The 23,420-nt window shown below is 35.0% G+C and carries 13 protein-coding genes; all 13 read left to right on the forward strand.

What is annotated here, in order from left to right; translation table 11 throughout:
• Positions 1 to 179 precede the first annotated feature (179 nt).
• The 13 genes from GSY47_RS03490 to GSY47_RS03550 all read left to right on the forward strand — a co-directional run bounded on the left by GSY47_RS03490 (position 180) and on the right by GSY47_RS03550 (position 23,297).
• Entirely contained in the window at positions 180 to 3,410 is a 3,231-nt protein-coding gene (locus GSY47_RS03490) for a SusC/RagA family TonB-linked outer membrane protein (protein WP_179003168.1), read from the forward strand.
• A gap of 16 nt (positions 3,411 to 3,426) precedes the next feature.
• Positions 3,427 to 5,133, forward strand: a complete 1,707-nt coding sequence (locus tag GSY47_RS03495) for a RagB/SusD family nutrient uptake outer membrane protein (protein ID WP_179003167.1) — start codon at positions 3,427 to 3,429, stop codon at positions 5,131 to 5,133.
• 28 nt (positions 5,134 to 5,161) lie between these two features.
• Positions 5,162 to 5,965 carry a hypothetical protein gene (locus GSY47_RS03500; RefSeq protein ID WP_179003166.1) on the forward strand — a complete coding sequence of 268 codons (804 nt, stop codon included), beginning with the start codon at positions 5,162 to 5,164 and terminating at the stop codon, positions 5,963 to 5,965.
• A 1,173-nt stretch (positions 5,966 to 7,138) separates the two neighbouring features.
• Entirely contained in the window at positions 7,139 to 10,246 is a 3,108-nt protein-coding gene (locus tag GSY47_RS03505; protein WP_179003165.1) for a SusC/RagA family TonB-linked outer membrane protein, read from the forward strand.
• A 14-nt stretch (positions 10,247 to 10,260) separates the two neighbouring features.
• A complete protein-coding gene (locus tag GSY47_RS03510) occupies positions 10,261 to 11,772 on the forward strand; it encodes a RagB/SusD family nutrient uptake outer membrane protein (protein ID WP_179003164.1) in 1,512 nt (503 codons plus the stop codon).
• Between the two features lie 29 nt (positions 11,773 to 11,801).
• Positions 11,802 to 12,677, forward strand: a complete 876-nt coding sequence (locus tag GSY47_RS03515; protein WP_179003163.1) for a hypothetical protein — start codon at positions 11,802 to 11,804, stop codon at positions 12,675 to 12,677.
• A gap of 146 nt (positions 12,678 to 12,823) precedes the next feature.
• Positions 12,824 to 14,278 carry a glycoside hydrolase family 30 protein gene (locus GSY47_RS03520; RefSeq protein ID WP_179003162.1) on the forward strand — a complete coding sequence of 485 codons (1,455 nt, stop codon included), beginning with the start codon at positions 12,824 to 12,826 and terminating at the stop codon, positions 14,276 to 14,278.
• A 79-nt stretch (positions 14,279 to 14,357) separates the two neighbouring features.
• Complete coding sequence (locus tag GSY47_RS03525) at positions 14,358 to 15,827, forward strand: glycoside hydrolase family 30 protein (protein ID WP_179003161.1); 1,470 nt, start codon at positions 14,358 to 14,360, stop codon at positions 15,825 to 15,827.
• Positions 15,828 to 15,857: 30 nt separating this feature from the next.
• Positions 15,858 to 17,330, forward strand: a complete 1,473-nt coding sequence (locus GSY47_RS03530) for a glycoside hydrolase family 30 protein (protein WP_179003160.1) — start codon at positions 15,858 to 15,860, stop codon at positions 17,328 to 17,330.
• A gap of 116 nt (positions 17,331 to 17,446) precedes the next feature.
• Complete coding sequence (locus GSY47_RS03535) at positions 17,447 to 18,520, forward strand: glycoside hydrolase family 16 protein (RefSeq protein ID WP_179003159.1); 1,074 nt, start codon at positions 17,447 to 17,449, stop codon at positions 18,518 to 18,520.
• A 265-nt stretch (positions 18,521 to 18,785) separates the two neighbouring features.
• Positions 18,786 to 19,625, forward strand: a complete 840-nt coding sequence (locus tag GSY47_RS03540; protein WP_179003158.1) for an endonuclease/exonuclease/phosphatase family protein — start codon at positions 18,786 to 18,788, stop codon at positions 19,623 to 19,625.
• Entirely contained in the window at positions 19,626 to 21,053 is a 1,428-nt protein-coding gene (locus GSY47_RS03545; RefSeq protein WP_179003157.1) for a glycoside hydrolase family 30 protein, read from the forward strand.
• 12 nt (positions 21,054 to 21,065) lie between these two features.
• Positions 21,066 to 23,297 carry a glycoside hydrolase family 3 N-terminal domain-containing protein gene (locus tag GSY47_RS03550; protein ID WP_179003156.1) on the forward strand — a complete coding sequence of 744 codons (2,232 nt, stop codon included), beginning with the start codon at positions 21,066 to 21,068 and terminating at the stop codon, positions 23,295 to 23,297.
• The last annotated feature ends 123 nt before the right edge of the window (positions 23,298 to 23,420 follow it).

The raw sequence follows: 23,420 nt of genomic DNA on the forward strand, positions 1-23,420 counted from the left end.
ATTTTTTATCAAATCTAAAGTACAGTAAATTAATTAATTAAAAAAAAAATGTTGTGTTTTTGTAGTGTGTTGATATTTAGTTTGAAGTGTTTTTGTAAGGAATTTTAATTCTAGTTTATTGAAATTTAACATTATAATTGCAATAAATTACTAATTAATTAACCAAAATTTTTAGAAAAATGAAATTGACAAAATTACTTATTTTTTGTGTTTCGTCTTTACTGTTTTCAGTTATCGCATTTGCTCAGGATGTGACGGTAACGGGGACAATTAATGACGAAAGCGGATTGCCCGTCCCAGGGGCAACAATTTTAGTAAAAGGGACTAATAAAGCAACTGCGTCTGACTTTGATGGGAAGTTTCAGATCAGTGTTCCTTCAAATGGAACTTTAGTGGTTAGTTTCGTAGGTTTTGAAACTGCTAATGAGGCAGTAAACGGAAGGACAAAGTTTAACGTTGTGCTTAAAGCAGTATCTCAAAGTTTAAATGAAGTAGTGGTTATTGGATATGGTACCCAAAAGAAAGCTCTTATTACTGGTGCATCAACCAATTTAAAAGGAGAAACAATTCAGGATTTAAATACGGGTTCTGCCATGGAAGCACTTCAGGGTATAGCACCTGGTATTAGTATTACTAGAAACAGTGGTGCCCCTGGCGCTGGTACCAAGGTGACCATTCGTGGAATCGGTACTGTCGGAAATTCAAACCCTTTGTACATCGTAGATGGTGTGCCGGTTGGAGATATAGATTACCTAAATCCTTCAGATATTGAGTCTATAGATGTTTTAAAAGATGCCGCTTCTGCAGCAATTTACGGTTCAAGAGCCGCTAACGGAGTTGTTTTGGTAACTACTGTAAAAGGACGTAAAGGAAGACCTGCTAGAATTAGTTATGACTCTTACTTTGGTATTCAAAACATTTATAAAAATTTAGATCCTTTGAATGCGCAGGAATATATGTATATTATGGATGAAGGAAGAGTTAACGATGGACTTGCGCCAACTGATTGGAAAGCTACGCTGACCAATAATAGCTGGCTGGAAGCAAATTATCCTGGTGCAGGCACGCAATTAGGAAATGAAATTTGGGACAAGTTGCAAAATGGCTGGACAGGGACTAATTGGGTTAATGAAATGTCTAAAAAAGATGCTCCTATTGTTAGTCACTCAATAAATATGACGGGCGGAAGTGAAGACATTACTTATTCATTAGGATTTTCTTATTTTGATCAAGACGGTATATTAGGAGGAAATCTTATTGATGCTGGATTTAAGAGATTAACAGCAAGAATGAATACACAAATGGTATTGAAAAAGAATGAAAGCCATAGTATTATAACGATTGGGGAGAACCTAACTTATACAAATATTCAAAAAAGAGATGTCTCTTCGGGCGATATTTATGGGAATGATTTGCATAATGCTCTCGTACAGAATCCATTGCAGCCTGCTTACTGGCAAACCGCTATTGATAGAAACATAAGTCCATTTGGGTTTACTCCGACTCTTGAAGGTATATCTACCAATCAGACTAATCCTTTAGCTGTAATGTTTTATAGAAGTAATTATAATTATCCAAGAGATCATAAAATTATTGGGAATGTCTTTTTAGAAGTTGAACCAATTGCGGATCTTCGATTTAAATCTGTGTACAATGTTGATTCATGGTTTGGTTACAGCAGATCAATGAATCCTACTTACCATTTAGGAGTACTTTATAATGATTCAGTAGACGGTGCGACACAATCTCAATATTTTGGGGCCAACACAACTTGGACAAACACAGTTTCGTATCAAAAACAGTTTGGAAATCATAATCTTAATGCTGTGATTGGTACTGAGTTACTACAAAATGTAGTGAATACTGATGTGTCTGGTACTAGAAATGGACTAACATTTCCTGGAGATCCAAAATATGCTTATTTGAATAATACAAAATCCCCAACTTCGATAGCTGCAATTAATACTTCTGGAAAGGATACTGCTGCTGGTGGAGGTGGAATTATGTCTTATTTTGCCAGAGCGCAGTATGATTATAAAGAGAAGTATCTTCTTTCTGCAGTAATTCGCCGTGATGGGTCTTCTAATTTTGGTGACGGTCACAGATATGGTAATTTTCCTTCTGTATCTGCTGGATGGGTTATCTCAAAAGAAGATTTTATGTCTAGTACTTCAAAAACGCTTAATTTCTTAAAATTAAGAGGAAGCTGGGGACAAAATGGAAATCAATGGACGGATTATGCTTTTTATTATACGTCAAGTATTGCTTATGCATTTCCTGGATACTTTTTTGGAGATACTAAGCCAGTTTCTGGTCAAACAGCATATCCATCAAAAGTTCCAAATCCTGATGTTACTTGGGAAACATCCGAACAGCTTGATTTTGGATTAGATGCCTCTTTATTTAATTCAAGACTAGGAGTCACTTTTGACTGGTATAATAAAACTACTAAAAACTGGTTGGTCTTGGCTCAGCTTCCAGGTACTGCTGGAGCAGGATTTCCTTACATTAATGGAGGGGATATTGAAAACAAAGGTTTCGAATTTTCTGTAAGCTGGAAAGATAAGATAGGCGGTTTCAAGTATGGTATTACAGTAAGTGGTGCTGCGAACAAAAATAAAGTTACAAAGGTTGCAAACGCAGATGGTATAATTCACGGTGTTAGTAATGTATTGTCACAAGGGACTTCAGAGATTTCGAGAGCGCAAGTTGGTTTCCCGATAGGATATTTCTACGGATATAAAACGGCAGGAATTTTACAAAACCAACAAGAGGTTGACGCTTATGTAGGACCATCTGGACAACCTTATTTTAGTGACCAGCGTCCTGGAGATGTTCGTTTTGTAGATTTAAACAACGATGGTGTTATCGACGAAAAAGATAAAACAATGTTAGGAGATCCTAATCCTGACTTTCAGTTAGGTATACAATTAAACTTTGAATTTAAAAATGTTTATTTAAATACCACAATGGCAGGTAAATATGGTATGCAGGTTATGCAGTCTTACAGATCTTTTGCTGATATGCCTAAACAAAATTATACTTCTGATGTTTTTAACCGCTGGCATGGTGAAGGTACCTCTAATACGATGCCTCGTTTAAGTTCAGTTTCAAATAGAAACTCAAATTATATTTCTGATATATATATGCACAATGCAGATTATTTAAGAATCAATAACTTAACAGTAGGTTATAATTTTAATGAAATATTGAAAGATTTTACATTTATCTCTAACCTTAAATTCTATGTTGCAGTAAATAACTTATACACATTTACTAAATATGATGGTATGGATCCAGAGGTGCGATGGTCAGGAAATAATACAACTACTCCTTGGGCTTCAGGAATCGATCTTGGATTGTATCCGCAATCGAGAACGGTGATGTTTGGATTAAGTGCTGATTTTTAATATTAATACATTCAAAATGAAAAAACTAAAATATATTATAGCAATTTCAGTAATTTTTACAGCTTCAAGTTGTGATGATTATCTGGATCAAGACAATATTACCGAAAAGAGTTTAGTAAGTTTCTATAAATCTCCTACGGACATAGATGAGGCAATGGCAGGTGTTTATAATGCGATCTATGCAAATAATATCACCAGTGAAGAGCAAGTTGCAGCCAATTTGATGGACAATATGATGTTCGGTGGTGGAGGCCCTGACGATAAAGCGGCTAAATGGGTAGATAATTTTGAAGACCCAACGGAAGATACTTATCGCGATATGTGGGTACAGTCTTATAATGGAATTTCAAGAGCAAATGCAATTATAGAAAAAGTTCCATTGGCTGATTTCTCTACCTATTTTAATACACCAACAGAGGCAGCTGATTTTAAAAATCAAGCGCTTGGAGAGGCTTTGTTTATGAGAGCATTCTTCTATTTTAGATTAGCTAAATTCTTTGGAGGAGTTCCACTAATAATTGCCTATGACGGCGATAGACGTGCTCCAAGAGCCACTTATACAGAAACCTTCGCCCAAATTGCCTCAGATTTAAAGTTAGCAATCGAAACGATGCCAGCTACTCCTTTTACAAGCATTCCTACAGCAAGATACGGACATGCCAATAAATGGGTTGCTGAGGCTTATTTAGGACGTGTATTTTTGTTCTATACAGGTTATATGTCTAATATAGAAAATCAGGCAACAGCAGATTTACCACTTGTGGGAGGAGGCTCTATAACTGGAACACAAGTAGCGACTTATTTAAGTGACTGTGTAAACAACAGCGGTCATAAATTAGCTTCAGATTTTAGAAATCTTTGGCCTTACTCTTATGTAAATAAAGCTTCGGGAACTAATATATTGCCTTGGGCAACAACTGAAGGTTTGGCATGGGTTGGTCAGGATGGAGCTAGCCCAACATTTGGAACAGGGAATCTAGAAACTATGTTTGTACAAAGGTTTTCATTTGGAGACTGGGGCTGGACAAATGGTAATATTTATACCAACAGAATGACTTTGTTTAATTCAATGCGTGGAAATTCATTGGTTCCTTTTGGCGAAGGCTGGGGATGGTGTACTGTAAATCCTAAATTATATAGTGGATGGGACGATACAGATCCAAGAAAAAGAGGTTCTATTTTGGAAGTTGCGAGAGCTGATCAGGGAACTGGAGGTTACGCGAAAGATAAAGGCGATCATGAAACGGGTTTATTTAATAAAAAGTATGCTTCACTTCAATATGACAATGGCAAAGGTGCTAATGTAGGAATGTTTGTACAGTTATATGCTTGGGCCAATGCAGATATGCAGTTAATGCATGCACAGGATTTTATTTTCATGCGTTTTGCTGATGTGTTATTGATGCATTCAGAAATTACTAAAACACCAGACGGTATGAATGCTGTAAGGGCAAGAGCTAAATTGCCAGCTGTTGCATACAGTATGCAGAATATTAAAGACGAGCGTTTACATGAATTTGCTTTTGAAGCTTTACATTGGTTTGATCTAGTGCGTTGGGGAGATGTTAATACAGCATTTAATGATGTAATTCAGGTAAGAAATTCTGGGGTAGATGCAAATTACAGTGTGAAGTACAGACCAGAGACTAAAGGTCTAGTTCCAATTCCTGAAACTGAAATGAGACTATTAAATGGTGTTTATACTCAAAATCCAGGATGGTAATATTTAATAACTATTAATAATTAGAAAGATGAAAATTCACAATATAAAGTATTTACTAATTGCTGTCCTTATGCTGATTTTTTCAGCGTGTGACCCAATTGTAGATGAACAACATTTAGCGGATTCAACCAATGTGGCTGGAGTTGAATTAGTAGCTACTCAAACTCCTCCCGGAGGTAATAAAGTTACGCTTAGTATGAACACGCCTGGAGTTACAGGTTACTGGGACTATGGTTTAGACAAAGCCTTAACAAATGAAACAACAATAGTTTATCCAATTCCAGGGAAATCAACTTTTACATTTGTTGGAACTTTGGGGAAAACGTTTTTTACAAAAACAATTGATGTGCAAATTGACAGAATTGATACACGCTTAGATCAGGATTGGTACGATTTAGTGAGTGAAAATACATCAGCTGGTAAGACATGGGTTTTTGATGGTGTCGGAGGAGATGGTCGACTTTGGTGGTATATGTCTCCTGATATAGCTAATGGAGGTAAGGATAAATGGGATGTAGCTTGGTGGAATGCTGGTGGTTCTGGTGATAAGGTGCCTGTTGATGTTGCTGGAAAAATGCATTTCGATCTTGATGGAGCTGCAAACTATAATCATTATGCCACAAAAACTGCTACGCCAACAAAAGGTTCTTTTAAACTGGATATTAAAAATAGATTATTGACGATTTTTAATTCTAAAATGTTAGGGTATGAAGCAGGTAATGCAGATGGTATATATGAAGTCATTGAACTTACAGATACTAGATTAGTTCTCCATTTAAGTAATAATGATGCAAATAAAACAGGTTGGACGTTTATTTTTAAACCCGAATAATATTTTGTGTTAGTTATCTTCGAAAAAGGAAGATTAAAACCTTCCTTTTTCGAATTTTCAAGCATTATTTATTTTGCTCAAATGAACACAGAGTAAAATAATAGAAAGTTTAAACTACTATGGTTAGTTTAAGTTAAGTTTATTGCCTGGATAGCCCATAATTTCGATTATGGGCTATTTTTTGTTTACAACAGAATGGACTTTAAGATGCGTTATTTCTCTGCTTAATTGTATTCTGTATGCGGTTGTAACTCGCTTTTTGCTTTGTTTTAAGCTTTTATTTCCTATTGAAGCCTTATCAGGGCTTTTATATAGTTTTTGGTCTTGATATCGGCGTTTCTCTTGCCCTTTTTTGATGTTGTTTTTGTAAGTCATCAGAAATTATTTGATTATAAAGCACTTATGCTATAGTGATTTGCCTTAAAATCGAATTGAGAATCAATATGATTCTGCTATAACAAATACAAGGATTGTTTTCTTAAGATGTTCTGTTGCTTTTTTGTTTAAATAATAAATCCTTTCATTTTAAGAGAGCGACAGGCTGAAAGCTTCAAACCATTGAAAATAAAAAGATATCGAGTTTAAACTTTCTTTCTTGTTTTTTGGGGAATAAATCAGAGACGTTATTGATTACATCTTCAAAAGTTGTATTTAAAAATCAATTTTCATCTTTCTTCACAATGAAAATGACTTAAAAAACGGTATGTAAAACTGCTTTTTTGTAGGCGAAATCTATGTAAAAAGCAAAAAATAAGATTTTTCTTCTGTTAAAATTTTTGTCAATAATGTAAAAAAACTAACGTAAAAATATCATATTCTCTGTTTGGGTTCTTTTGTGAATTTTATAGCAGTTTTAGTTTTAAACGTTTGTAAAATAAGTATTTGAGAAACTATTTACGGTACTATCACGTTGTAGTTTTATAAATTTTGAGTATAATTTATAGTCAAAAAATCTATGTAGTGTTTATTTTTAAAATTAACTTTTCTTTAGTACTATTTTTTGTTTTTATAAATTATTGAATATTAATTAGTTACATTTTTTTTGATGTGTTTTTATAATATTGAAATTTTCATTTTGATGTGTTTTTGTATGGATTTATAAATACGAAAAACAAAAATTTAGTTTTAGTATTGCATCGAATTACTAATTAATTAACCAAAATTTTTAGAAAAATGAAATTAACAAAATTACTTGTTTTTTGTATTTCATCTTTGTTATTCTCGGTTATAGCTGTGGCTCAGGATGTCACAGTAAATGGAATGATAAGCGATGAAAGTGGAATGCCTGTTCCAGGTGCAACAGTTTTATTAAAAGGTACTACTAAAGCAACAGCTTCCGATTTTGATGGGAAGTTTCAGATACAAGTACCTTCAAACGGAACTTTAACAATCACCTTTATTGGTTACACTACAGTAAATGAAGCTGTAAATGGTAGAACAAAAATCTCAATTCAATTAAAACCAGAATCACAATCTTTAAATGAGGTTGTAGTGGTTGGATATGGTACTCAAAAGAAATCTGTTGTTACTGGAGCAATTTCCAGTGTAAAAGCACAAGATCTTGAAAAAGTACCAAACGGACGTGTTGAACAAGCTTTGCAAGGTAGAGTTGCCGGTGTTACTATTGCAGCTACTTCTGGACAGCCTGGTGCAGCTTCTAAGGTTCGTATTAGAGGTATAACTACTTTTAGAGAAGGTGGAAATGATCCTTTATGGGTTGTTGACGGAATTGCTATTGACGCAGGTGCTGTTGGTTTTATCAACCAATCTGATATTGAATCTATCGAGGTTCTTAAAGATGCTGCTTCTGCTGCAATTTACGGTACTCGTGCTGCAACTGGAGTTATTTTAGTGACTACTAAAAAAGGAAAATCAGGAAAAATTTCTGTGAATTATAGTGGTTTTGCAGGAGTTGCAGCTCCGGCAAAAAAATTAAATCTGTTGGATGCAAGTCAATATGCAACAATTATGAATGAAAAGTCTGTTGCAGATGGTGGCGCTATAAAATATGCAAATCCATCTTCTTATGGTAAAGGTACAGACTGGCAGGATGCAGTTTTTAACAATTCGGCTTTTAGATATACACACGAACTAAGTTTTAGTGGTGGTGGAGAAAAATCTACTTTTTATGCTTCTTTTGGAGTTCAGGATCAGGAAGGTATCGTTGCAACGGATATTTCAAATTATACAAAGAAAAACTTCCGTTTAAATTCAACACACAAAATTTCTGACTATTTTACTTTTGGACAAACGTTTGGATATACTCATCAAAAAACAAAGGATATTGGAAATATTAATAGTGAATTTGGCGGGGTATTAAGTTCTGCAATTAACTTAGACCCTATTACTCCGATAGTTGCAGATCCTTCAGTAATTGGCTCAGGTTTTTATAACAGTCCAAATATTGTTTTGGATTCTCACGGGAATCCTTACGGTATTTCTCCTGTAGTACAACAAGAGATGACAAATCCACTAGCTTATACACAAACTAGATTGGGAGGTTATAACTGGTCTGATGATTTTGTAGGGAACGCTTACTTAGAAGCTAATATTACTAGTCACTTAAAAGTAAGATCAACACTTGGAGGTAAATTAGCGTATTGGGGCAAAGAGATGTTTACACCTGTTTTCTACCTGAATCCAAACATGAAGGCTGATAGAAACAATTATAGCCAGGACAACGAAAAAGCATTTGCATGGAATATAGAAAACACGCTTAACTATACTAATAAATTTGGAGATCACTCTATTAATGCTTTAGTAGGACAAGGTGCTTATGTAGAAAACATCGGAAAAACAATTGGTACTACATTCTATGGTCTGCCAATTACAAGTTATAAAGATGCTTCCTGGAATTTTAACCTTCCACAAGATGATATGGTTAGTAGAGCAAGTGATAAAATTGAGCATAAGTTATCATCGTTATTTTTCCGTCTAAACTACGATTACAAAGAGAAATATCTATTTACAGGAATTGTTCGTCGTGACGGTTCAACAAGATTTGGAGAAAACAAGAAATTTGGAGTTTTCCCTTCATTCTCTTTAGGATGGGTAATTTCGAAAGAAGGATTCTGGACAGAAAACAATATCGTTAATACATTAAAACTTCGTGGAGGTTATGGAGTTGTTGGTAATGATAATATTTGGGATTTTAAATATAGAGGTTTAGTTGTTGGAGGATACAATTACGCTGTTGGAAACGATGGATCAATTACTACAGGTTACGGAAACTCTACTTTACCAAATGCAGATTTAGGATGGGAAGAAACATCACAAACTACTGTTGGTCTTGATGCTAAACTTTTTAATGACTTCACTCTTACTTTAGACTATTATAAAAAGAGAACTACCGGAATCTTAAGAGACGTTGTTATTCCTGGTTACGTTGGAGTTGTTGATGCGCCAGCCGCAAATATTGCTGATATGAACAACAGTGGTTTTGAGGTAGAAGCTGGATACAAGAAAAGACTTGGTGATTTTAATTTAGGAGTGAATGCCAATTTTGCCTATTTGAAAAATGAAGTTACTTACGTAGGATCTAATACAAACTTTATAGCAGGCGATGCTAGTTTCCAATCTATGGGACAAGTAACAAGAACTCAGGTTGGACATTCATTCAATGAATTTTACGGTTTTAAAACTGCTGGAATATTTCAAAATGAAGCAGAAGTTGAGGCTTACAAAAATGCTTCAGGAGGTTTAATTCAGCCAAATGCAAGACCAGGTGATTTCCGTTGGGTAGATACTAATGGAGATGGTGCTATTACAGATGATGATAAACAATTCTTAGGAACTAACATCCCTAAATATACTTTTGGTTTTACTGTAAACTTAGACTACAAAAACTTCGATTTCATGGCATTTACACAAGGTGCTGCAGGAAGCAAAATTTTTCAGGGACTAAGAAGACTTGATATGTTAACAGCAAACTATCAAACAGAAGCTTTAGGACGTTGGGTTGGAGAAGGAACTTCAAACGATTATCCTAGATTGACTAACAACGATCCAAATAAAAACTTCAGTAATATGTCTGATTTCTACCTTGAAAATGGAAACTACTTACGTTTGAAAGTTGTTACTCTTGGATATACAATGCCAACTGGATTATCATCTAAAATTGGTGCAGACAGAATTCGTTTTTATGTAACTGGAGAAAATTTAATCACTTTCACAAAATATACTGGTTATGATCCAGAAATTGGAGGTCAGGTTTTCGGTGTAGATAAAGGTGTTTATCCACAAGCAAGATCTATTCTGTTAGGAGCTAACGTTCAATTTTAAAAATTAAAAGAATTATGAAAACTATAAAATTTAAATATATATACTTTGCCGTAGCACTGGCAGCCTTAGCAGGAGCTTGTTCTGAAGATTTTGTGAGCATTGATCCAAAAGGGCAATTCGATTCAAGTACCTATTTTTCTAACGAACAGCAATGTTATGCAGCCTTAATTGGAGTTTATGATCCATTAAGAAAAAACACTGGTGGTTTCGAAAATCTGGTAGCTATGCTAAATGCAGGTTCAGATGATTTTTATGCAGGAGGTGGTAGTGCAACAGATGGAAACGGAATCCAGAACTTTTCTAAACACTCTCTTTCATCAATAAGTATTCCGTCTAGTTACTGGGATGATCATTATCAGGGTGTTTCAAGAGCTAACATGTTAATATCTAAGCTTCCGGCGGCAACAATGGGTGAGGATGTAAGAGCTAGATTTACTGCAGAAGCAAAAGCACTAAGAGCATTTTATTATTTTAATCTGGTAAGATTATTTAAGAATATTCCATTGGTTTTGGTTCCTTTAAACACTCAGACTATCTATGATCCGGAACAAGTTGCACCAGAGGTAATTTATGCACAAATAGAAAAAGATTTGTTGGAAGCTATTCCGGGCTTGCCTAATACTGTTGATGCAAAAACAGAATCTGGAAGATTTAACAAAGGAACAGCTCAGGCAATTCTTGGAAAAGTTTATTTGTTTGAAAACAAAAAGACTGAAGCTGCAGCTGTTTTAGCTGAAGTAAATGGTACTCCGGGAGCAACAAATCAATATGGAAATAAATTGCTTACTAAGTTTAGTGATTTATGGGTAACATCAAATAAGTTTAATGCAGAATCTATATTAGAAGTATCTCATAGTAGTGCGGGTAATTCTGATTGGGGGTTCTGGGGACAAGGTAAAGACGAAGGAAACTCTTTAAACGTTATGGTTGGACCAAGAGGTTATTCAAGACCTGACGGTTCTGACGCACCAGATCTTCCTGCAGGTTGGGCATTTAACGTGGCAACTCAGAAATTGTATGATGCTATGAAAACAGATCCAAGATTTGAAGCCACTATTTTCGATTTGAAAGCTTTAAAAGCAGCTGGTAAAGCAGACTATATTCCTGCTTATCAGGATACAGGTTATTTCCTAAATAAATACCTTCCAAGACAATCTGATGTGAGAACTGGAGGAGGAGCAGCTGAGTTGAACTACAAGCAAAACTCTTATGTAATCAGACTTGCAGACACGTATTTAATGGAAGCAGAAGCTTTAGGATCGGGAGCTAGAGCACAAGCTTTACTGGATGCAGTTAGAGCAAGAGTTGGTTTGCCATCAGTTCCTGTAACATTAGCAGCTATTAAAAATGAGCGTAGAATGGAATTGGCTGGAGAAGGACACAGATTCTTTGACTTAGTAAGATGGGGAGATGCAGCTGCAGCACTATCAGACAGAGGTTTTGATGCTGGAACAGATGAGATTTTTCCAATTCCTTTTAAAGAGTTGAACGGTACTAAATTGAAACAAAATCCTAATTATCAATAGTATTCTCTAACTAATAAACCAAAAACAAAATGAACCTAAATATAAATTTCAGAAAGAGTGTATCCCTAATGCTAGTTTTAGCATTAGGCACACTAAATAGCTGTGATGACAGTGTTGATACAAATCCGCTTACAGCTACCGATGTTGACGCTTCGTTTACTATAACTCCGGTTGAAGGAGCAATGAATACCTTTCTTCTAAGCGCTCAGACAAAAGGAGTTATTTTATCAAAATGGGACACTGGGGACGGAGCTTCAGTTGGAAAAATGAATCAGGTAATTTCTTTACCAGATGCTGGTACTTACACTATTACACATACTGCTATTGGAGCAGGTGTTGCAACCGGAACTGCTTCTAAACAAATTGTTGTAGAAAAAACAGATCCGGCTAAAGGAAACTTAGTCCAAGGAGGAACTTTTGCTACAGCTGCAGATCAGGCTAAGTGGACAAATGCAAAACTAAGTCCGTCAGGTGCTGCTTTTTGGTCTTTCGGTGCGAATGGTGCTACAATTTATTCGCCAGGAGGATGGGCTCAGGAAGGGCTTTATCAGGCTATCGAAGTTGTAAAAGACAGAGAATATACAGTGGATATGACCGTTTCTTGTCCTAGTGGTTTAAAAGAAACTTTTTTTGAAGTCTATGCAGGTACATCAGTACCACAACCTGGTGTTGAGTACAAAGATAACCTGGTGATGGGGATTGGTACTTGGGATGGTTGTGGATTATCTAAGTTTTCAGGAAGATTATCTGGAGTTGGATGCAAGAAAAATGCTGTAACTAATACAGTTTCGAATGTTGTTAAATTCTCTCAAAGCGGAACAATATATCTGTTAATCAGATCTGGAAGTAACGCTACAGGTAATGAACCAATTACTGTTACTAAGGTTGAATTCAGAGGAAAATAAAGAGTTAAGTTAAGTTTAAGTTTAAGTTTGGTTGTAAAATAGCCCGTAATCATTATGAGTATGGGCTATTTTTAAATTCTTTAGGATTAAGAATCAGTTTTAGATTTCTCCAAAACTTCAATTAAAACTATAATAATTGGGAGCAAATGAAAAAAAATAGTCTAAAAATAATATGCCTTTTGTTTGCCGTTGCTGCTTTTGCGCAACAGCCAAAATCAAAAAAAGAATTTACAACCAATGGTAAAAAAGTAACCGTTTATACCACAGCAGAAAACTCAAAGTTAAGATTGACATCAACAGATAATGTTACTTTTTCTGCAGCAAAACAACCATTAGAAACAGAAACTTCTGTATTTGTGGAACCAGCAAAAACGTTTCAGACTTTTATGGGAATCGGTGGCGCTATTACTGATGCAAGTGCCGAAATATTTGCTAAACTTTCAAAAGAAAAACAAGCAGAATTCTTAAACGCTTACTACGATCAGCAAAAAGGGATTGGTTATTCTTTACTAAGAACAACAATTCAAAGTTCTGATTTTAGCAGTGGAAGTTATTCTTATATCGAAGAAGGGGATAAAGATCTCAAAACTTTTTCTATTGATCATGACAGACAGTATAGAATTCCTTTAATAAAGCAGGCTATACAAAAAGCAGGGGGAAAACTAACTACTTATGTAGCACCGTGGTCACCAAATGCTTTCATGAAAAGTAATAAAAATGTATTGAAGGGCGGAACGTTACTTCCTGAATACTATCAGACTTGGGCAAACTTTTATGCAAAGTTTATCAAAGCATACGAAAAAGAAGGAATTCCAATTTGGGGAACTTCTACACAAAATGAACCAATGGCAGTGCAAACATGGGAATCTTGTATTTACACAGCCGAAGCAGAAAGAGATTTTATTAAAAATTATCTTGGACCGACTTTGAAAAAAGAAAATCTGGGAGATAAAAAAATCATCGTTTGGGATCATAACCGTGATTTAATGAATTACCGTGCCAATGTAATTTACTCCGATCCTGAAGCATCAAAATATGTTTGGGGAATGGGATTTCACTGGTACGAAACATGGTCTGGCGGAGCGCCGATGTTTGATAATGTTGCCAAAGTAAATGAAGCGTATCCAAACAAAAAACTAATGTTTACAGAAGGATGTATCGAAAAATTTGATGCCTCAAAATATCAATTCTGGGGCAATGCAGAACGTTACGGAATCAATATGATTAATGATTTTAATAACGGAACTGTAGCGTGGACAGACTGGAATATTCTATTGGATCAAAACGGAGGACCTAATCACGTTGGAAACTTTTGTTTTGCACCAATTCACGCTGATACCACAACTGGAGAGTTAATTTATACTCCGTCTTATTATTATATTGGACACTTCTCAAAATTCATTCGTTTGAATGCAGTAAGAGTAAGTACATCAACAAGCCGAAGTGCATTATTAAGTACATCATTTTTAAATACTGATGGAACAATGGCAACAATTGTCATGAATCAATCAGCAAATGAGTACACTTATAATTTAATTATTGGAGCTGAAAAAGCGGTCGTTAAAATTCCGCCAAGAGCTATACAAACACTTGTTTATTAATATTTTGTAGTAGATTGTAAAAGAGGACTAATTTGAATTATCTGTAATTAGTCTTCTCTTACTTTTAATTTTAAACAACATGAAAGTAACAAAAGTATTTCTATCAGCCTTTATCTTAGTACAATCAAGCTGTTTCATTTCAAAAATAACAGCTCAAAATAATGGTGCTTCATCACAAAAAAACAATAAAATAAAGGTTTTTACTACTGCCGAAAATTCTAATCTGAAATTATCATTATCCAACGAGTTAATTTCGAACAACAACACTACACAACAAAAAAATCCAACAGTATCTATTATTGTAAATACTGAAAAAACAGACCAGACCTTTATCGGGATTGGAGGTGCAATTACAGATGCAAGTGCAGAAGTTTTTGCTAAATTATCTCCTAAAAAGCAGCAGGAATTTCTAAATGCTTATTACGATAAAAACAAAGGAATTGGTTACACTTTAGCAAGAACAAATATTCACAGCTGTGATTTCAGCAGTGGCAGTTATACTTATATTTCAGAAGGTGATAAAGAGTTGAAGACTTTTAATATAGATCACGATCGAAAATATAGAATTCCATTAATAAAAAAAGCAATTGAAACAGCCGGCGGAAAACTAACCTTATTTGTCAGTCCATGGAGTCCCCCAGCTTTTATGAAAGATAATAATGATATTTTACACGGCGGCGTTTTGTTGCCTGAGTTTGCCTCTTCATGGGCTCTATATTATGCTAAATTTATTAAAGCCTATGAGAAAGAAGGAATTCCGATTTGGGGGTTAACCATTCAAAATGAACCAATGGCAAAACAAAGATGGGAATCTTGTATTTATACACCAGAAGCAGAGAGAGATTTTCTTAAAAATCATCTTGGGCCTACTTTAGAAAAAGAAGGATTAAGTTCTAAAAAAATTATTATATGGGATCATAACAGAGGAGATATGCTGGAAAAAAGAGCTAATCTCGTTTTTTCAGATCCTGAAGTTTCAAAATATGCCTGGGGAATTGGATTCCATTGGTATGAAACCTGGAACGGTGGCCCGCCTCAATTTGAGTCTGTAGCAAAAGTACACGAAGCTTTTCCAAACAAAAATCTAATATTTACAGAAGGCTGTATTGAAAAATTTGATGCATCAAAATATCAATTCTGGGGAAATGCAGAGCGTTATGGAATCAATATGCTGAATGATTTTAATAACGGAACAGTTGCCTGGACAGACTGGAACATTCTTTTAGATCAGAACGGAGGTCCTAATCATGTTGGTAATTTCTGTTTTGCACCCATTCATGCCGATACTACAAAAGATGAATTAATCTATACTCCGATGTACTATTATATTGGACATTTCTCCAAATTTATCAGGCCAAATGCCAAAAGAGTGCTGGAAACCATAAGTGATAAATCGTTGTTAAGTACTTCTTTTAAAAATTCTGACGGACAATTGATTACTATCGTGATGAACCAATCTGATAAAGAGATTGTTTATTCTTTGGAAAATCAAAAATCAAAAAAAATCATTACTATTCCAGCACATGCGATACAAACTATAGTGTACTAAATGTGCCTGACTAACCTTAAAACCAAAAAGATGAAATTGAATATTAAAAATAGCATAAAAGCATTTTTCTTTATGGCGGCCGTACTGGCTCAGGTAAAATGCTCTTCTTCCAATGACGCAGTAGAGAATCCGCCAGTTGTAAACCCTCCTGTGGTAAATCCGCCAGCGACTACAAACGATGTTGATTTTTGGCTTACAAAAGGGGATCAAAGTGTTTTACTGGCGAAACAATCCGGAATATTAGGATTTGGAACAACAGTAAATGCATACAATACGATAGAAGTAAAAGAATCTCAGAAATACCAAACTGTTGATGGTTTTGGATATACATTAACCGGAGGAAGTGTAGATGTAATCAATCAATTAAACCCAACAAGAAGAACTGCCCTTTTGCAGGAATTATTTGGTTCAGGCGAAAATGCAATCGGAGTAAGTTACATCAGAATAAGTATTGGAGCATCAGATTTAAATGCGGAACCTTTTACTTATAATGATCTTGCAACCGGAGAAACAGATTTGAATCTGACTAAATTTAGTTTAGAAAAAGACAAAAATCTAATTGCCATGTTGAAAGAAATTCTGGCAATTAATCCTAAAATCTTAATCTTAGCTACCCCTTGGTCGGCTCCTGTTTGGATGAAAGATGTTAATAGCTTTAAAGGTGGAAAACTAAAAGCGGAATATTATGATGTTTATGCGAAGTATTTTGTAAAATACATTCAGCAAATGAAAGCGGAAGGAATTACTGTTGATGCCGTTACGCCTCAAAACGAACCGCTTCACGACGGAAATAATCCAAGTATGTATATGTCTGCTGCAGACCAGACAAACTTCATTAAAAATAATTTAGGTCCCACATTTAAAGCAGCAAGTCTGAATGTAAAGATTATTGCTTACGATCATAACTGTGACAATCCAAATTATCCAAAAGCAATTTTAGCTGATACTGATGCTTTTCCTTTTGTTGACGGATCTGCATTTCACTTGTATGCTGGAGATATTAGTGCTTTGCTGAATGTTTATAATTCATACCCAACCAAAAATGTTTATTTCACAGAACAATGGACTTCTTCAGAAGGGCAGTTCGCGGGAGATTTAAAATGGCATCTTCGAAATGTAATTATTGGTTCAATGAGAAATTATAGCAAAAATGCATTAGAATGGAATGTTGCTAATAATTCAAGTTTTGGTCCTCATACAGATGGTGGTTGTACAATGTGTAAAGGTGCAATAACCATAACTTCGGGTGATAGTTATCAGCGAAATGTAGCTTATTATATTATTGCTCATGCGTCAAAATTTGTTCCAATGGGATCTGTTAGAATCGAAAGTAATTCGGGAGGAAATTTGCAAAATGTAGCTTTTATAACTCCTTCGGGAACAAAAGTTTTAATTGTCGAAAATGATGGAACTGCAACAGAAACTTTCAATATCAAGTTTAACGGAAAATGGGTGGCAACTTCTCTTGAAGCCGGATCTGTTGGAACTTATACCTGGAAGTAAATTACGTTTTCAATTTGAATTATTTTGACTTTGTTATGAATAAAAAATAAAAGTAGAAGAAATAATATTTATCTTGATAGTCAATTTATTAACTAAACCACTAAAAATAAATAAAGATGAAAATGATCAATCTCGTAAATAGAGCAGGAATTTTTACGCTAATCCTGTTATTTGTATTTCAGTCTTGCAGCAGTAGTAATGATTCGACTGATACTCCAGAAGTAGTTGCTCCTGAAAAAATGTCTGTTCAAGTTGATATCATAGGAAAAACCGCTGAGTTACCAAATGGAGACGGAAGCGGAAAAATAAACTTGAAGATTACAGCAGCAAATGCGAAATCGTACAAAGTAAAAATCAATAATGAAACGAAAGAGATTACAACCAGCGATTTTACATACGAATTTACAGAGCCGGGAACAAAAACTTATACCATTGAAGTTACCGCTTTTGATGGTTTAAAATATACAAATGCCTCTACATCTGTAAACATTTTCGTAGCAAGAAAACTAATCTTTTCAGATGAATTTGATGTAAACGGTGCTCCAAATCCTGATAAATGGGATTACAATACAGGAACTGGCGATGGTTGGGGGAATAATGAATTACAATATTATACCAAGCGCCCGGAAAATGTAATTGTTGAAAACGGAATGTTAAAAATTAAGGCAATTAAAGAGGATTATATGGGAAGCCAATATACCTCGGCAAGAATTTTAACAAGAGGAAAATTTTCATTTAAATACGGAAGAGCAGAAATGCGTGCAAAACTACCAAGCGGTGGAGGAACCTGGCCTGCATTCTGGTTGTTGGGTGATAATCTAGATACTGTTGGCTGGCCTGCATGCGGAGAAATAGACATTATGGAAGAAGTAGGGAATAACCCAAATGTAATTCATTCGTCTTTACATTCTCCGGGACGTTCAGGAAATACGCCGGATACAGCTACAACGAAAAATCCTACGGCAATGACCGAGTTTCATATTTATGCTGTCGAATGGTCTGCTGAAACACTTAAATTTTATGTAGATGATAATTTATTTTATACCTACAAAAATTCAGCTACAACACCATTTAATGCTAAGTTTTTTGTGATTCTAAATTTTGCAATGGGAGGAAATTTTGGCGGAGCAGTAGATCCAAATTTCAAAAATGCAACTTACGAAATTGATTATGTAAGAGTGTATAATTAACAACCCGTTGGATTTAATTTAAAAAATAAACACATAAAAACATAGTTATTTCTTTATCTAAAATAGAAAACAAAAAGAAACTAGTTTCTAACACATAGTTTACTATGTGAATTAATGCAAATGAAATGTCTCTTAGCGGTTGCAAAACTATGTTTCTATGTGTTTAAAAATAATTACTCAACTGATTAATTAACATAACTTTTAAATGGATTTTTTTCTCTAAAGCATCGTAAAGACTAGCTTTACGGGATTAAAATTTTTAAACATGAAAAAGATAAACAAACTTCTTTTAGCATTACTATTCCTTTTAGCAGGAAATTCATTTTATGGTCAAAACCTGAAAATTATGACCTATAATATTCGTCTGGATGTTGAATCTGATGGAGAAAATGCATGGCCAAAACGAAAGGATTATTTTAATGCGCAGATCCGTTTTTACAGTCCAGACATTTTTGGTGTTCAGGAAGCAACGCCAGGTCAGGTAACAGATATCGCATCGGCTTTGCCAAATTATAACCGATTTGGAATAGGAAGAGAAGAAGGAGGATTGGGTGAAGCAAGTTGTATTTATTACAAAAAAGACCGTTTTAAAGTAGAACAATCCAATACTTTTTGGTTATCTGAAACCCCAGATGTTGTTTCCAGAGGATGGGATGCGGCTTGTAACCGAGTTTGTACTTACGGACTTTTTAAAGATTTAAAAACAAAAAAGACGTTTTGGGTTTTTAATCTTCATTTAGATCATATGGGAGAAGTAGCCAGAGTAAAAGGCGTACAGCTTGCCTTGTCTAAAATTGAGGCATTAAATACCAAAAAATATCCTGTTTTTTTAATGGGAGATTTTAACTCAGAACCGGATACAAAACAAATTACTGAAATCAAAAAAGTGATGAATGACACCAAAGATGTTTCTAAAGAAAAACCGTTTGGACCGTCAGGAACTTTCAACGATTTCAAACATAACGAGCCCGTAACATTATTATTGGATTACATTTTTGTATCTAAAAATAGCGGACTTACAATTCAGAAACACGCAGTGTTAAGTGATTCAAAAGATTTAAAATATCCATCGGATCATTTGCCTGTTTTAATAGAAATAGATTAAATGAAAAACAACATCAACAAAAAACTTCAAATCCTAGTTTTATTGCCTCTGGTTGCGATGCAGTTAAACTGCGGATCTTCAAAAAATGTAGCTACAAATTCAGGAAAAGTTGAATCCTGGATTACGACTACAGACGAAACTTCAAAACTTAAAAAACAATCTGATTTAGTTTTTAATTCAGAAACAAATTCAAATCAGACAATTGAGATAAATTCAGCAGAGAAATTCCAAACCATTGAAGGTTTCGGGTTTTCTTTAACAGGAGGAAGTGCTCAGGCGATTATCAAACTGGACAAATCAAAAAGAGAAGCATTGCTTCAGGAATTGTTTTCCAGAAAAGAGGATGCGATTGGTTTAAGTTATTTAAGATTGAGTATTGGAGCATCTGATTTGAATGAAAAAGTTTTTTCGTATGATGATATGCCGGAAGGCCAAACCGATTTAAATCTGGAGCATTTTAATCTTGGTCCAGATTTAAATGATGTGATTCCGGTTTTGAAAGAGATTTTAGCCATAAATCCGAAAATTAAAATAATGGGGTCTCCTTGGTCGCCTCCAGTTTGGATGAAAGATAACGGAAGCTCAAAAGGCGGTAGCTTACAGCCAAAATATTACGGAGTGTATGCACAGTATTTTGTGAAATACATTCAGGCAATGAAATCGCATGGAATTACAATTGACGCAATTACACCACAAAATGAACCATTGCACCCAGGAAATAATCCGAGTTTGTTAATGCTGGCTGAACAGCAGGCCGATTTTATTGGAAATCATTTAGGTCCCGCTTTCGCAAAAGCAGGAATCAAAACCAAAATTATCGTTTACGACCACAATTGTAATAAACCAGAATATCCTTTGACAATTTTAAAAGATCCGAAAGCAAATCCATTTGTGGCAGGTTCAGCTTTTCACTTGTATGAAGGAGATATCAGTGCTTTAACAACAGTCCATAATGCATTTCCAAATAAAGATTTGTATTTTACTGAACAATATACAGGTTCAGGAAGCAATTTTGAAAACGATTTGAAATGGAGTGTGAAAAATGTAGTAATTGGTTCTATGCGCAACTGGAGTAAAAATGCACTTTCATGGGGATTGGCAAATGACGAGTTTTACAAACCTTTCACGCCGGGAGGATGTTCGACCTGTAAAGGAGCTTTGATGATTGACCAAAATCAAAACATTAAAAGAGAAGTAGGATATTATATTATTGGACATGCCTCTAAATTTGTTCCAGAAGGTTCAGTGAGAATTGGAAGTAATATTGCAGGAAATCTTTATAATGTTGCTTTCAAAACGCCATCAGGACAAACCATTTTAATTGTAGAAAATGATGGAACTTCAGCAGAAACTTTTAATATTAAATACAACCAGAAACAAACTTCAACCTCACTAAACGCGGGTGCAGTTGCAACTTACGTTTGGTAAAAATGTAAACTTATGAAAAAAGTAACCACAATCACGTTGTTCATGTTTTCGCTTTTTGCGTCGGCGCAACAGCAGTCAATAGATCAGAAAGTCAATGATCTGTTGAAAAAAATGACAATTGAAGAAAAAATAGGTCAGTTAAATCAATACACTGGTGACAATCAGGCCACAGGACCAATTACAATTAATCCGAATAAACAAAATGAAATTAAACAAGGTTTAATTGGTTCGATGCTGAATGTAATTGGAACAAAATATACCAGAGGATATCAGGAATTGGCGATGCAGTCAAGACTTAAAATTCCATTGTTGTTTGGTCAGGACGTAATTCACGGTTACAAAACCACTTTCCCGATTCCGTTAGCAGAGGCGGCAAGCTGGGATTTAGCAGCAATTGAATTAGGTGCAAGAGTTGCCGCAACAGAAGCTTCGGCAAGCGGTATTCACTGGACATTTGCACCGATGGTTGATATTGGACGTGACCCACGTTGGGGGCGCGTAATGGAAGGTGCCGGAGAAGATACTTATCTCGGTTCTAAAATTGCTTATGCAAGAGTAAAAGGTTTTCAGGGAACTAAATTAGGAGATTTAAACTCAGTTATGGCCTGTGTAAAACACTTTGCCGCTTATGGAGCGGGAGTTGGAGGAAGAGATTACAATTCTGTAGACATGAGTGAAAGAATGCTTCTAGAAACGTATTTACCTCCATTTAAAGCAGCTTTAGATGCAGGTGCAGCAACTTTCATGAATTCATTCAATGATATCAACGGAATTCCAGCAACTGGAAATGCCCATTTACAAAGAGATATTCTAAAAGGAAAATGGAACTTTCAAGGTTTCGTAGTTTCTGACTGGGGATCCATTGGAGAAATGGTAGCTCACGGTTACTCTAAAGATCTTAAAGAAGCAGCTTATGCAGCCATTACAGCAGGAAGCGATATGGATATGGAAAGTAATGCCTACCGTAAAAATTTAGCAGAGTTAGTAAAAGAGGGCAGAGTTTCTATTGATTTGGTTGATGATGCTGTAAGACGTATTCTTCGCAAAAAATTTGAATTAGGTTTATTTGATGATCCATATAAATATTCAGATCCAAAGAGAGAAGAAAAAGCTTTGGCAAATCCTGAGCACAGAAAAGCGGCTCTAGAAATGGCTGAGAAAAGTATTGTTTTATTAAAGAATGAAAAACAAACGTTGCCAATTTCAAAAAGTACCAAAACAATTGCTTTTATTGGGCCAATGGTAAAAGAGTACAAAGCCAATATGGGATTTTGGGCTGTAGAATTACCAGAAGTAAATTATGATAAATGGGTGGTTTCACAATGGGACGGTTTACAAAATAAAGTAGGCAAAAACACCAAGTTATTGTACACAAAAGGATGCGATGTAACGGGTGACAATAAAGATGGTTTTGCAGAAGCTGTTACCACTGCGAAACAAGCAGATATCGTTATTTTAAGTGTAGGCGAAAGACACGATATGAGCGGCGAAGCAAAAAGCCGAAGTGATCTTCATTTGCCAGGTGTCCAAGAAGATTTAGTGAAAGCAATTCAGGCAACAGGAAAACCGGTTGTGGTTTTAATTAATGCAGGAAGACCACTTGTTTTCAATTGGATTGCAGACAATGTTCCCGCTGTAGTTTACACTTGGTGGCTGGGTACAGAAGCAGGAAATGCAATTGCAAATGTATTGTTTGGAGATTACAATCCGTCAGGGAAATTGCCTATGACTTTCCCAAGAGAAGTAGGACAGGTGCCAATTTATTACAATCACTTTAGTACAGGAAGACCAGCAAAAGATGAGAATTCAACCAACTATGTTTCGGCTTATATCGATTTAAAAAACTCGCCTAAATTCCCTTTTGGATATGGATTAAGCTACACAACTTTTGATTATTCTGGATTGAAATTATCTGCAGCAAAAATAAAAAACAATGAAACTATTAAAGTTTCTTTCCAATTAAAAAACACTGGAAAAGTGGTCGGAGAAGAAGTAGTTCAGTTGTATTTAAAAGATAAATTCGGATCTGTGGTAAGACCCGTTTTAGAATTAAAAGATTTCCAAAAAGTAAAATTAAATGCGGGAGAATCTAAAACAATCGAATTCACCATTGACAAAGAAAAACTTTCATTCTATAATAACAAATTAGAATGGGGAACAGAACCTGGAGATTTTGAAGTAATGATTGGAGCTTCGTCAGCAGATATTAAACTAAGATCAGATTTTGAATTGCTGGCAAATTAATAAAACAATATGTTTTTAGTGTTTTTTATTCTTTACGTTTAAAAGTTTTTAGCCACGAATTGCACAAATTTCCATAAATTAATTCGTGCAAATTTGTGCAATTTGTGGCTAATATTATGCTTT

Origin of the sequence: Flavobacterium quisquiliarum (genome assembly GCF_019308285.1) — a bacterium.
GTDB lineage: Bacteria > Bacteroidota > Bacteroidia > Flavobacteriales > Flavobacteriaceae > Flavobacterium > Flavobacterium quisquiliarum.